This is a genomic window from Olleya sp. Hel_I_94 (assembly GCF_007827365.1).
Taxonomy (GTDB): domain Bacteria; phylum Bacteroidota; class Bacteroidia; order Flavobacteriales; family Flavobacteriaceae; genus Olleya.
Genome location: NZ_VISI01000002.1, coordinates 242,605 through 257,174, shown reverse-complemented (window position 1 = coordinate 257,174; position 14,570 = coordinate 242,605). Strand labels below are relative to the sequence as shown.

The following is a 14,570-nucleotide window of genomic DNA, read 5'->3' as shown; positions in this document are numbered from 1 at the left end:
ATAGTTGCGTTAAGAAAGACTACGCAATAACTACGCAGTTCTATTTTAAACAAAAAAATCCCCAAAAGCAGCTGCTCTTGAGGATTCCTAACATAGTTAATTATTGCTATTATTTAACTATCAACTTATATGTAAATATTCCGTTTTGATTATTGATTCTAACAAAATAAAATCCCGTTTGATACTGCGAAATATCAATTTTATAATTTTCGATTAGGTTAAGATTCTTTTTAAAGAACATTAATTTTCCTAAAGCATTAAATACTCTAACATCTACTGTTTCATTTGAATTAGATACCAAATTAAACGTTTGTGATGCTGGATTTGGATACATTTTTATACCAGATATTTCTGTTGGGCTTTCTGATATTCCTAATGTTGTAATATCATATCTAGGCGTGCGCCAAACACCACGACCATAGGTAGCTGTATATAACTTATTGTCTGCATAATTAATTTCTAACTCGCTAATTTTTACATTAGGTAGATTATTAATAAAAGGTTTCCATGAGTTACTTGTTGTATTATCAATGTAATACACACCATAATCCATACCTAAATATAATCCGTCGTTACCATTGTTATCCCATACTAATGCTAAAGCACTAAAATCTGGTAAATCATATTTGTAAGAGGTCCATGTTGCACCTCCATTGTCTGTAACATATACCTTTTCTGTACCTACCGTTGCTATTGCAACTTTATTAGGATTAGTTGGATGTATAGCTATAGAATTGATATAGTCTCCAGAGTAACTAGTTACTTCTGTCCAAGTACCTGATCCTGTTGTTGTTTTATAAAGCTTATTTAAATAAGCAGCATACATTGTATTTGGTGTGGACTCTGAAATTTTAAGATGGTTTAATTTAGAAGCAAAAACCTGAGAAATAGCGGTCCAATTTGAGCCACCATCTAAAGATTTATATACTTGATCGTAACCAGCATAAATAACGTTTACAGCAATTGGATCTTGCTCAAAAGGTGTAATCCAATTTCCTGTTTTATTATCCGGAATAGTGATTGCTGCTAATGTTTGACCACCATCAATAGATTTATTTAAGCTTCCATCTTGAGCTGTACCATAAATAATTTGACTGTTAGTTTTGTCTACAAAACCTTCCATACCATCCCCACCAATCCAATCTCTCCAAACACCTGTTGCAGTTAATGTAGCACTTCCATTATCTTGAGCACCTCCTGTAACTACGACAGGATTAGTTTGGCTAATACCAAAAGCGTAAAACTGTCTAATCCCTAATCCTGCTGTTATGTCTGTAAAATAGGTTGTACTTATTGGTCCTGCACTGTTTGTAGCTTTAAACACACCTCCATCAGTTGTTGTATACAATGTACTTCCAACAAACGTCAGTAAATCGACATCTGCATGAGAATAACCTAAATTATTTGATTCCGTATCAGAAATATTCCAGTTAGTTGTTGGATTAAAGGTAACACCACCATCTAAAGATCGCCAAGTATTAACACCTGCAATATGCACTTCGTTAGCATTAGTATGACTTACTGCAATATCCATATCTCTTGGTGCTTGACCACTTGTTGCATCACTTAAATCTGTAGCCACAAGATTATAGCCAAAATAATTTTTACCAGAATGCTCTAATGTAGTAAACGTATTTCCGCTGTTAGAAGATTTATATAATGCTTTAAAATAAGCTCCTGACGTCCCACTTGCCTCTACCATATAAACAGCAGATGGATCAGCATTTGTAACTGCAAGCATTTTTGCTCCAACACTAAACACATTAGGTGTTGCAGACTCAAAGCCATCATTAAACACCGTTCCTAAATTGGAAGTTTCGACCTTAATGTCATCTAATGTAACACCTCCACCTCCTGCGTTTGTAACAGCTCCTTCAAAAGCAATATGATAATCGGCAGAAGTATTTGGTAAACTTAAAGTAATATCAGACCATGCTTCTTGAGCGGTTGTATAACTAGCTAACTCAATCCAAGAACTTGCTGAGGTTGTTTTGTAATACACTTTTAAAGCATCAACATCTCCAAAATAATCCGGTTGCGCATATGAGAATTTTAAAACTGGATTAGTTGCTGTCCCTAAATTTAAAGCTGGTATCACTAATTTAGTCTTATTACCAGTAGCTCCAGATGTACCTTTTTCAAATAATCCTAATCCAGAACCTGTTTTTGACGTAATTAACGTGACACCAAAATGTTGCGAACCTTGATTTATGGATTTCCAATTTAAAGTCCCATTTACATGCTCAGTGTCATAATTAGTTACGCCTGTTGGTGCTTCAACTTTAGTAAAAGTTACACCTCCATCTGTAGATTTAAATAAAAAGACTCCAGAAGCATAAATTGTATTAGAATCAAAGGGTTTAAACTCAAAATCATAACCTCTAGATTCTGCTTCAGGATGAATTAATGACCACGAACTGCCAGAGTTAGTAGACTTAAAAAGCCCACCATGCTCAATACTACAATACATTTTTGAAGGTGTAGTTGGATCAATCAAAATTCGGTTTACTTCTCCACTGCCTATTGTACTAGCTACTAAATTCCAGGTTGCTCCAGCATCTGTAGATTTAAAGATTGTTCCGTTATCTGATCCCCAAAAATAAGTTGAAGGGTCTGATGGATGCATAGCTAAGGCATAAACCTTCATGTTAGAAAAATTATCACATAAAGGCGTCCAGTTGGTTCCTCCATCTATTGTTTTCCAAACACCTCCTGTTTCGGCACCTACAATAATATGGTTTTGGTTACCTGTTTCAAAAGCTATAGAAGTAATTCTACCTGTTCCAGGATTCCAACCTGAAGTTGCATTCCAAGAATATGGTCCTAATTGCTCCCAGTTTCCGTTGTCAGAAGATGCGCTTCTGCTGTTAATTGCTTTTTGATTAATATAATTATTATAACGCTCTAATTCATTATAATAAAATTTATTAGATCTTAAAACTCCATTTTGTTTAATGGATCTTAAAGCCTGATATTCCCATCGTTTATATTGTTTGTAACCAGTACCTCTTCCTTTGCCTTTATTTTCAAAATGGGCTTGAGCTGCTATCTGGATTTCTTGGACTGTATAAGTTCCTTTATTAATCATTTCACTATACTCTTTGGATTGCGAAAACAATGATCCCGTTGATAATAGTAATAAAATTAGGTAGATTTTTTTCATTAGTAATTTAGAGTTATAATTTATATATCTACAAATAACTAAAGGCTAATTGCATTAATAAAATTATAAACTACGCATTAACTACGCACATCTTAAAAATACTAAAAATCAAGGTTTTAATAGGTTAAAGTACACTAATTTTAGAATCCTTAAACGTGTCATTTAAGTAATCTATTAGCGTAAGTGTGCTGTCTAATTCCTCAATTTTTTTGGAAATACGATAGCGTTTACTTTCTACAGCACGAGTAGAGGTATTTAAAAAAGCTGCGATTTCTTTATTTTTAAAACCTAAAAACAAATAATAACAGATGATGATTTCAGAATCATTTAAATTAGGATGCATCGCTTTTATTTGAGTAAAAAACTCGATATTAACATCATTAATTAGCTCTAAATAATTTTCTTCTTTTGCTAAAAATGTTGACGATTGATGATGTATGTTTTTATATAATGCTTTAGTTTTTTCTTTTTGTTCCGAAGAATTATCTATAGAAGAAATGGTTCTCAACTCTCTTTTAAGTTCAGTAATATAATCCTCTAATCCTCTAACTTTAACTTTCAGTTTTTCATGATTGGTTTGCATAAACTGATATTCGTCTTTGCGTTTAGTAAACTCGATAATTTTAAGTTTAATTTTCTTGTAGCGTAATGCTATAAAAGTACCAAACACAATTATAGCACCAATAAGTATTGCAATCCATATTCTGTTTGTATTTCTTTTTTTGGTAACCTCTAGCAATGCTTCATCAGTGTTAACCAATGCATTATTTAATTCTAAACTTGCGTTAGATGCTTTTTGTAATAACTGGTCGTTAAAAACACTTAAAGAGTCTAAATAGTTATTTTTAGCAACGTCGTTACCCAATTGTCCATAATAGTCAGCATATAGTTTAAAATACTCCTTAACATCATAGCTATTCATTGATTGACGCATTTTAGTAGAGGCATCAAGATAAAATGCTACCGAATCCATTGCTTTTTGTTTGAACTGAATGTGTGCAAAACAATTATTAATTGTTACTATATGTGATTTGTACAATGCACTTGCTATTGTATTGTCATTTTCTAAATTTTTAAGTAAATTAAAATAATAATGTGCTGTATTTAAATTATCTAAATGAGCGTAATTAGAGGTCAACATAAATAAGGCATACATGTAATAATATTGATCCTCTATAATATTTTTATATTGCTGTAAATTAGATAATAATAAGGCGTTACTTTTGGCGTAATCACCTTGATCAAACGGAATGTAAGCGTACATTTGACTTACTTCTGCTAAGCCATTTACATTATTAGTTTTAGTATAAAATGATTTAGCATCCTCTAAATATTTAAATGCAGTAGAGTCCTTATTAATTAGGTACGAATTATAAAAAAGCTCAACAGATACCATGCCTGCAATATCGTAATCCTTCTCTAATTTAGCATGTTTTAAAGCTAAAGCAAAATTTTGAAACTGCTTGATAGGTTCTTCATTTTTATCATTTAAAAGTCCCTTTAATTGATAATAATACGCTAAACGTCCTGTTATATTAGAAGTAATCGGATTAGGAATACTATCTAAAAACTGAGCTGATATTTTTGGGTTTACATCTAAATATGTTTGTGCAGAGTCTAATAAGCTGTAATAATTTTGCTGCTTTTTAGATTGACCAATTGCAAAACCACAAAATAGAATTAACGTTATAAATAAAGTGAAAAAGGAATTAATTCTGAACTGCTTAAAAATCATTAAAATCTAACTTTGATATCGTGTTTCAAACAAATTTAAGCAAATTAAAATTCATAAAAAATGGATTGATTACTTTAAAAAAAATATTTAAAATTTAAGCCTTGTAAGGATTATTTTTCATCTTCAATTATAATAAATTAACTAAATAATTATAATAATTACCAGACAAGTACTGCAAATGCTGATAAATATAAAAATGCTCAATATTAAAAATTAACACTTTAACTACTAGTTATTTATATACATTTGCTATATTATAATTACTGTGTTATTTTAAGATGAAAACAAAACTTTTTTTTCTTGCCTTAGTTACTTTGTTAGTAACCAATAGTGTTGCTCAAGATGAGTTGCCTTTACCTACAAGTGATGGCAGAATTGCATTACTGACTTCTTTGGTTGATAATAATCTTCAAAAAACATTAGAAAAAGAAATTAATTCTAATCCGTTATGGAAAACCTTAATTAATCAGAAAAAAATGGCAATTGGTTTAGTGGACTTAAGAGACACTAATAATGTAAAATTTGCACGACTTAATGGCAACCACATGATGTATGCTGCAAGTTTACCAAAAATTGCTGTTTTACTTGCTGCAATGGATGCTATTGATAAAAAAGAATTAATAGAAACTAAAGATATTAGAAAGGATATGCGACTAATGATTAGCAAATCCAACAATCAAGCAACAACCAGAATGATTGATCGCTTAGGATACGATAAGATTGAAGCGGTTATGAGAAGCCCAAAATATAAGTTTTATGACGAAAACTTTGGAGGTGGTCTTTGGGTTGGAAAACGTTATGGTGGTGGCGGAAATACTAACAGAGAACCTTTAAAAAACCTTAGTCATGCTGCTACAGTTACACAAGTATGCAGATATTATTACTTACTAGCCAATGGTAAATTAGTAAACAGAAAACGATCTAAACAAATGTTAGATATTATGGAAAACCCAGAGTTACACCATAAATTTGTAAACACTTTAGATAAAATTGCACCTGAAGCTAGAATATTTAGAAAATCTGGCTCATGGAAAAATTACCATTCAGACTCTGTTTTAGTTTGGGGAAAAGACGACAATAGACGCTATATTTTAGTCGCTTTAATCGAAGATTCAGCTGGAGAGCAAATTATTAGAGACTTAATAAAACCTATTGAAAAAGTTTTAAGAACACAATAGCTAGCCTTTAAATTAGACAAATTATTGCCTATATAAAACTTAAAAAGCAATACCTTTATAGTGTTATTTGACAATAATTTTTGACCTATAAACACCATCTTGAAAATCAAACTTCCTATTAATAAAAAGCTTAAAACATTTATTTTAAAAGCATTTGATATTAAAGAAGAAGAGTTAAACAAAACGCTCCTACTTCAACTCAATATCTTTATTTTAATAACAACATTGTTGGTTATTAAGCCTACAATAAATTCGCTGTTTTTATCAGAGCTTACCTCTAGCGCTTTACCTTTAGGTTACGTACTAACAGCCTTAATGGCTATAATTGGATCTTTTTTTTATACCAAAGCTCTAGAAAAATACACTTTAAACATCATAATAGATAGGACGTTAATAGCCTCTATAACCTCATTAATAGCGTTTGGTATTTTACTAAAATTTAATGTCATTTCAGGCGTTTTCTTATATATTCCGTATGTATGGGTCGCTATTTACGGATTACTTACTGCGTCTCAATTTTGGTTATTAGCTAATGTGGTTTACAATGTTAGAGAAGCTAAACGTGTGTTTGGATTTATTGGTGCAGGTGCTATTGCAGGTGGTATTTTTGGAGGTTACCTTACTTCCTTTTTAACTAAAATTTTATACACAGAAGACTTACTTTTTATAGCTGCAATACTAGTTTCAATATGTGTACCATTATCTAGATATATCTGGAAAAATGAGGTTAAAAATTTAAACGAGTTTCAGTTATCTATAAAAAATGAGACGAATACTAAATCGCCTTTTAAACTAATAAGACAATCCAAATTATTAAGCTTAATTGCATTAGTCATTGGGATGAGTGTTTTAATTGCCAAGTTAATTGATTATCAATATAGTGATTATGCCTCTAGATTTATAGCTACGGAAGATGAGTTAACTTCCTTTTTTGGTTTTTGGTTTTCTACTTTAAGTGTTATTTCATTATTAATTCAACTTTTTTTAACCAAACGCATTGTAGGTACTTTTGGTGTTGGTAAATCCCTTTTATGGCTTCCTGCTGGTATTTTAATAGGCTCTATTTTACTACTTTTTATTCCAGAGTTATGGGTTATTGTATTTATAAAAGTAGTGGATGGTAGTTTAAAACAGTCCGTAAACAAAGCCTCTACAGAGTTATTGTCCATACCTATTCCAATGGATATAAAAAAGAAAACTAAAACCTTTACAGATGTTGTTGTGGACAGTATAGCTACAGGAATAGCAGGTTTTATTTTAATATTTTTTATTAACGGTTTAGATATTTCATCTACATCTATTAGTATTATTATTATCGTCTTGATTATTATATGGTTGGTTTTAATCTATTTTTTAAGACAGCAATATGTCATCGCATTTAAACAACTTTTAGATAATGCTGAAGTCAAAAAAAGCAAAGTTCATAAAGAGGAACTTAAAGTCACCTCAATCATTGGTTCCGTTTTACGCGTTTTAAATACTGGTAAAGAAAACCAAATAATTAACATGCTTGAAAAAACACTTGAAGTTAAAGACGAACGTTTTTTTACAGCCATTAAAACACTATTAAACCACGACTCTCCTAAAGTAAAAGCCTTAGCTATTGATAATTTATATTTTTTGAAAACGGAAAATTTATCAACACAAATTGAAGCTATGATTTATGACGATAACCAGCAAGTTACAACGTCTGCCTTTAGATATCTTTTAAAAAATTATAAGCAAAATACAATCGTTTTATTTGAAAACCATATTAATAGTACAGACAACACCATTGCTAATGCAGCTTTAGTAGGCTTATCCTTGGAGTTAAGAAACAACCAACTATTACAAAATCGTTTTAACTTAGAACAAAAAATAGAATCTGCTTTAAATAAATATTTAGAGCTTACTGATGCCAATTTAAAAAACAATACTATTAAATCTGTTTTAGAAAGTATTGGTAACGCAAAAATCAGTACCTACTACAATGTGCTTAAAACGCAACTACTTTCCAAAGATTTAGATGTTGTAAAGACTGCAATAATCAGTGCTTCCAAAACTTTAGATCCTGAATTTATCGACCATATTATTTCGCATTTATCAATAAAAGAAACCAGACAAATTGCTGTAGACGCCTTGTTTTTTTATAACGATCCTGTTATAGACGTCCTATATCAAAAGGTTATAAAAGAAACAATAGATTTTGAAGATGCTGCTTATGTAATATTGGTTATCGAAAAGTTTAAATCTCAAAAAGCCATTAACACATTAATGTTGCTAACTGGTGATACAGAACATACAGTTAAAATTGAGGCTATTGAAGCCTTAAAACGATTAAAATGGAAATATCCACATCTAAAAATTAAAGATCGCTTTATAGTGGATAAAATTTTAGACGAATGTCAATTATATCAAAATACATTAGCTGTTATACACACTCAAATTGTGTTACAATATAAAATGAAATCGGTAACCATGGAGTCTAAAGATGAAAACGAAGCCAGAAACGGACTTATCCATTTGCTAGAACAACGATTGGACAGACAACTGCAACGCATTTTTAGGTTTTTAGGCATTAAATATCCTCCAAATGATGTTGACCCAATCTTAAACACCATCATGCATGGTAAAGAAGAGCAGCGCATTCATGCAATCGAGTTTTTAGATAACATTCTAAACAGTCAGCTTAAAAAAGAATTAATTCCAGTAGCCGAATCTGTATTATTAGATTCTAATCAAGAAGAAAAATTAAAAAAATTAAACCTTAAAGTTTTTAGCGAAATTGAATGTTATAACGAGCTTTTAAAACGAAAAGACGTAAAACTAAAATTTGCTGTTTTATATCTTATTGAAAAATCAAATAACACCAACTTTAAACCGCTTTTAGAATTGGTGTTAATTAATGAAACTAATAAAAAAATTAGAGCAAAAACCGAAAGTCTTTTAGGCCTTACTTCCTGATTAATTTATCAATATTTGCTGCTAAAGTCATATGGTCTGTTGCCGAGTTTTTACGCAATACATTAGTCATTAATACAACCATATAAGTTGTGTTATCAGGATGCTCTACAATTGCTACAGAGTTCATAAAATTTTGAATATTACCCATATACTTTCCACAAACCTGACCATTACTTCTATCACATTTATATAAACTTCCAGATTTAAAATAGACTGCTGCTTCTTTTAAAGTAGGTGCTTGTGCATATCTAATACGTCTGTCTGTCATGTACATCAAACGTTTCATCTCTAGACTAGACTGCGCATCAATAACATTACCTTGCTCTAATTGTACTAAAAATTTCATAACACCAAATGGCGTTCCAATACTTCCTCCTTTATCACCAACGTAAGTATTTGCTCCTCTAGTAAAAAAACTCCCTAAACGCCATTCTTCTGCAGTTATTCCCAGGTTTCGTAACGGTAAATTTACTACATCGTTACCAAGGTCTGTTAGCACCTTTTTTTCTGTGGTTTTAAAATAAGTTAAGGCATCTGCTTCAGTTAATTCTAGATATTTTTCGCCAAAAGCTTGCATTAATAACACTTCGCGCCAAACAATACTTGCTGCTCCATTATTACTAACAGATAACATATGGTCAGCCCACTCAAATAAAGAAAACTCGTCACTAGCGATAACCTGACGTTTTACTAATTTTTTAGTTTCAATGTTATAAATAGGTATAGTATGCTCATCTGTTAATCCCCAAACTCCTGCTTTAACTACTTTAGTTTTTAATAATGTAATGCGTTTTTCAAAATTATCTGGATAAATTTTAGATAATTGATCAAATAACCCTAATAATACAGCTAGTTTACCTACGCTTCCAGGCTGATAACCAGCTGTTTCATTACGATGTGCATATTTAATATCGTTTAAATCTGAGATATCCATTACAGTTAACGAGTAACTTTTATCTAATCCTCTAAACAAATTATTAATGTCTTTTTGAAAAGCTTCATTCTCTTTAAAAAAACAATGTAAACTGTCTGCTGCTTTTTCTTTTAAATTTAATTTAATATCCAAATAGGATTTAAACGCTCCTTCAGGTAAGGTTTGTTTCTCCACTATTTCGCCACTTTTAATTAATTCTAAACGTTTTAAACGCTTAATACCTGTGTACTCATATCCATCAATTGGATATAACGTTGCTGTTGTAAAAGCAGAACATATTAGTACTAAAACTAGAACAATTAATACTTTTTTCATTTATATTTTTTTTGAAAGCGCAATCGCTTTATTAGTGTTTACTGTTGGTGTAATGGATTGTAAATACGTAGAACTTAATGCTTTTTTATTTTCTACAAAAGGTCTAATTTGAAACAACCATAGTTTGTCATTCTTAAAGCCTAATTCAACGTCATATGCACCTTGATAGTCTACATCTGTAGCACTTGGCATAGTTTGTCTAATAGTTTTAGCTAACGCTTTAATATCTGCCATATTTTGAGCGTTTAAAATAGGCTGCTCAAAGGTTGCAGACTGTTTAAGCGTGCCACCTGTGGTTGGTAAACTATTGTAATAACGCTCTCGCGAAGGTGCTAAAAATTGATAACCACCAACATCCTTTAGCAAATAGGTTTCAGACGATTGTCCATCTACAGCTCCACCTGCTCCTCTACTAAAAGCAATAGTTAAATCTTGATCGTTTCCAGACGTTAATCCTTTTGTTATTAGCACTCCAGAGTAATCAACATCCACACTAGGAATTACTAAAATTGATGGAAATACATTTTCTGGATTTAATAAATATTTTTGTCTCCATTTAAAACTACGTTCTGTGTAAGGTGATGCCCAAACATCTTTAATACCCTCTAATATTTTGGATTTATCAACCACATTAAACAGTGTTAGGTTTAATCCTGCTCCTGTAAACTCTTTTAAATCTTCCATATTAGTATCACTTCTTAAAAACACAGGAATGGCACCTAAATCTTGTCCTAAAACAGTTTTAAAATCATTTTCCATTTGGGTTATAAACTCTGTTTTTAAAGGCATTTTTTTAATAGCAGCACGTAATATTTCTAATTGTCTTAACTGGTAGTGTTCAATTTCTTCTTCTGTAATACCTTTAGATTCCATAGCAATTGCTTCTTTAAACATTGCTTCTAAAAACTGCCAGTAAGTTTTACTTTGGTCTGGCATATCTTGATTCATATGATCTCTAAATATTCCAAACGGAATTACTAAACCTTCCACAACTTGCTCTGGAAACATTTTTTTTAATTGTCCTAAATTAGCAGCTTTTGGACCACAAATCTTACCCGAATTACTGGCATCGACACTTCGCAGATTTAAAACGTTATGTTCGTTTAAAATAATGGTTTCAACAGGGACTTCTATTTTTTCATCACGACGTTCTTTTTTAGCAAATAAAGCACGTTCTTCTTCAGACATGTCTTGTTCTACTTTAATAATTACATTGCCTTTATTAGATACTGCATAAAACACTTTTTGACCGCTAAAAGCAATTAAATCCTCTAGATTTTGATCAGATAAAGCTGCATTTGGTATGCCTAAATTACGTGCTAATAATTGTACATGAGACACCATATTACCTTCAGATACTGTTGCAATTCCTGCAACAGGTTTTAAATCTGCTGGTGGACGCTGGAAAATATATATTTTATTTGAAGACACCTCAATATCATCGGGAGATCCTGCTATTACTACTAATTCACCAAACGCATAACCAGGATTTAAACCACGTATTGTACTTTGATTTGGAATACTTAATACTTTATTTGTCAATGAAGACTCATTGGCTATAAAATCACCTAATTCTCCAACCGCTTTACCTAAATGCAATGCAATGGACCCTCTAATTTTATCATCAATAAAACCGTATGCTAGAGGCTCAAAAGCAGTATAGGTGTTTACAGTTTCTTGATAAGTAGCTTTAACCATTCCAGAACTCCATTCCACCAAACTTCTTCCGTTTTGTAAAACAGTGGTTAATTCGCCTAAAGTAGTATCGTTTGTTGTGTTGCCAGATAATGTTAGATTTAGCGCTTCCCACTCATGCTGTTCTATATAACCAGTTGCAGCAGTTGCCATACCTAAATAGCATATTTTATCCACTAATTGTGCTACGGTTTGTGGTTGCCAAAGAGGTGCATTTTTAAAAATCATCTCCTCTAATTTTAACGATATATCTAGTAATTGCAAACGTGCTAAAGGACGTTTTTCCTCCAAAACAGAGGTTTTTAAAAGCGTTAATACCTCTGCTGTATTTTGGATTAAATCCGAAGTGTTACTTGTTTCATTCTGTACAGATACATAATCCTTAAATGCTTTACCAAAAGTAGTCTCTTTTAACAAGGTCGCCTTTTGCAATAAAGCAGTTAAATCTATGGGTTTAAAAAAGGTGGTCATTGTAACTATTAAATCGTCAATCATCTTGATTTGATTAACCGATAATTTTGTTACGTGTTTTGCTTTAAAAGTTTTCACTTTTTCAATATCACTAATTTCTGGTTGTGCGTGAATTTTTACACGTAAATCCATAAATGGTAAATAAGCATCCGATAGCACTTTGGATTGACTACGCATTAATTGCGCTAAATTATCGTCTCCATTATGCGGAATATCCTTTAAGGATTGTCTAACTAAAAAGAAATTTTGCTTTATAACATCGTCTTTTGATAGCAACCATTTGTAAAAATCAATTCCCCAAGCCTCTTCATCTTCCGACTGAATGGCACCTCTATAAAATTGACTTTTTCTGTTAATCCAACCATCGTCAACGCCTCTTAAATATTTATCTAATTGGTATTGTTTTAATCTTGAATGGCTTGCTGATGCATCCCAAAACGCTTCAGTTTTAGAAAATGACAAAATTTGACCTAAAAAAATATGATTACTTAAGGCTAATTTTTCGACTTCATCTTTATATCTAGCATGTTGATTTCCTGGTCCAACATTATCTGGACAAGGATCTTTGGGTTGCCTTACGCTACCATCAGTACAAAACCAACGAATATCCTTGTAAGGACCACGTAAATCGTTTTTATACTTAGTAATTTGCTCCTTTATTACATCCGAAGCAATTTGTTGCGCTGATAATTGATTAGAAATCATCACAAAAATCAGGCTAATTATTACACTATTTCTCATTGAAAATCAAAGGTTTGTTACAAGATACAACATACGAATATAATTATTTATTCAATATATAATTGTTTTGCAAAGTTGTTATAAAAGTTTGATAATTATCAAATTAATTGGGTCTATTTTAACACCTATTTCACACTAATAAAACCAATGATAATTCTTTTTTAAACTACTTTTGCAGCATGCAAAAAAATCCACCTGTTAAGTTAGAGTTTATATTACTAATGGCATCTTTAATGTCTATTGTTGCCTTAGCGATTGATGCTATTTTACCAGCAATGTCAGCTATAGGTATCACAGTTAATAGTTTAGACACTAGTAACAACCAATTACTAATAACCATGATTTTTCTAGGTTTAGGATGTGGACAGCTACTATTTGGACCTTTATCGGATAGTTTTGGTAGAAAACCCATTGTTTATATTGGTTTTACTGTATTTGCAATAGGAAGTATAGTTTGTGTTTTATCACATAGTTTAGAAATGATGGTTGTTGGTCGTATCATTCAAGGTATTGGATTAGCAGCTCCAAGAACTATCGCTATTGCTGTTATTAGAGACATGTTTAAAGGAGATTATATGGCCAAAATAATGTCGTTTGTTACGACCTTCTTTATTTTGGTTCCTGTTATTGCTCCTGTAATGGGTAAATTTATTTTAAACCATTACGATTGGACAGGAATCTTTTATGTTCAATTAATAATGGCTTTAGTTGTTGCTATTTGGTTTTGGAAACGTCAGCCTGAAACCTTAAAGCCTGAATATAAAATAAAGTTTACTAGACATGTTTTTATTGATGGTTTAAAAGAATTATTAAAATATAAAGAAACTATAGGATTTACCATTATTTCTGGTTTTATCTCTGGTGCATTTATTGTTTATTTAAGTGCTTCTCAGGTCATTTTTGAAAATCAATATGGCTTAATAGACGAGTTTCCATACATCTTTGCTGGATTGGCATGTGGTGTTGGTTTATCCACTTTTTTAAACGGAAGCTTTGTTATGCGTCTTGGTATGTGGCGTTTATCCTATTTAGCTATCATTGTTTTTAGCGTTAATGCGTTACTGTATGTCTTATTATTTTGGAATGCTACAACTAATCCTGCATTACCTATTATATTAATATTTATGGCTATTCAATTTTTTACCATAGGCTTTATCTTTGGAAACCTACGAGCTATTGCTATGGAGCCAATTGGACACATTGCTGGTATTGGAGCTGCTATAACAGGATTTATATCTACAATAATGGCTGTACCAATTGCAAATTACATTGGTAGTTTTGTTGACACAACAGCTTTACCATTATTTATAGGGTTTACGGTTTTCGGTTTTATGTCTCTATTTTTATTTTTATTTATTAAAAGAACAAGAAAACGAAATATCATTTTATAACCGT

7 protein-coding genes are annotated in these 14,570 nt (G+C 31.4%); 3 read left to right on the top strand and 4 right to left on the bottom strand.

What is annotated here, in order from left to right:
* Positions 1–109 precede the first annotated feature (109 nt).
* Both JM82_RS04160 and JM82_RS04155 read right to left on the bottom strand, forming a co-directional pair.
* Positions 110–3,163, bottom strand: a complete 3,054-nt coding sequence (locus JM82_RS04160) for a T9SS type A sorting domain-containing protein (RefSeq protein WP_145001482.1) — start codon at positions 3,161–3,163, stop codon at positions 110–112.
* Positions 3,164–3,287: 124 nt separating this feature from the next.
* Complete coding sequence (locus JM82_RS04155; protein ID WP_145001481.1) at positions 3,288–4,898, bottom strand: helix-turn-helix transcriptional regulator; 1,611 nt, start codon at positions 4,896–4,898, stop codon at positions 3,288–3,290.
* A 278-nt stretch (positions 4,899–5,176) separates the two neighbouring features.
* Here JM82_RS04155 and JM82_RS04150 point away from each other — a divergent pair, with 278 nt between their 5' ends.
* Together JM82_RS04150 and JM82_RS04145 are read left to right on the top strand one after the other, a co-directional pair.
* Positions 5,177–6,076 (top strand): serine hydrolase, encoded by a 900-nt coding sequence (locus JM82_RS04150; protein ID WP_145001480.1) that lies wholly within the window; start codon positions 5,177–5,179, stop codon positions 6,074–6,076.
* A 99-nt stretch (positions 6,077–6,175) separates the two neighbouring features.
* Positions 6,176–9,019 (top strand): NTP/NDP exchange transporter, encoded by a 2,844-nt coding sequence (locus JM82_RS04145; RefSeq protein ID WP_261375300.1) that lies wholly within the window; start codon positions 6,176–6,178, stop codon positions 9,017–9,019.
* Here JM82_RS04145 and JM82_RS04140 read toward each other — a convergent pair.
* Both JM82_RS04140 and JM82_RS04135 read right to left on the bottom strand, forming a co-directional pair.
* A complete protein-coding gene (locus tag JM82_RS04140; RefSeq protein ID WP_145001479.1) occupies positions 9,009–10,268 on the bottom strand; it encodes a serine hydrolase in 1,260 nt (419 codons plus the stop codon). The genes JM82_RS04145 and JM82_RS04140 overlap by 11 nt on opposite strands.
* Complete coding sequence (locus tag JM82_RS04135) at positions 10,269–13,175, bottom strand: PEP/pyruvate-binding domain-containing protein (RefSeq protein ID WP_145001478.1); 2,907 nt, start codon at positions 13,173–13,175, stop codon at positions 10,269–10,271.
* Between the two features lie 179 nt (positions 13,176–13,354).
* On the opposite strand from JM82_RS04135, the gene JM82_RS04130 reads away from it, so the two are divergent.
* Positions 13,355–14,566, top strand: a complete 1,212-nt coding sequence (locus JM82_RS04130; protein WP_145001477.1) for a multidrug effflux MFS transporter — start codon at positions 13,355–13,357, stop codon at positions 14,564–14,566.
* The last annotated feature ends 4 nt before the right edge of the window (positions 14,567–14,570 follow it).

Excerpts from the sequence above, each read along its gene's own strand:
- JM82_RS04160 (WP_145001482.1), bottom strand. The coding sequence starts at position 3,163 with ATGAAAAAAATCTACCTAATTTTATTACTATTATCAACGGGATCATTG.
- JM82_RS04140 (WP_145001479.1), bottom strand. The coding sequence starts at position 10,268 with ATGAAAAAAGTATTAATTGTTCTAGTTTTAGTACTAATATGTTCTGCT.
- JM82_RS04155 (WP_145001481.1), bottom strand. The coding sequence starts at position 4,898 with ATGATTTTTAAGCAGTTCAGAATTAATTCCTTTTTCACTTTATTTATA.
- JM82_RS04135 (WP_145001478.1), bottom strand. The coding sequence starts at position 13,175 with ATGAGAAATAGTGTAATAATTAGCCTGATTTTTGTGATGATTTCTAAT.
- JM82_RS04150 (WP_145001480.1), top strand. The coding sequence starts at position 5,177 with ATGAAAACAAAACTTTTTTTTCTTGCCTTAGTTACTTTGTTAGTAACC.
- JM82_RS04130 (WP_145001477.1), top strand. The coding sequence starts at position 13,355 with ATGCAAAAAAATCCACCTGTTAAGTTAGAGTTTATATTACTAATGGCA.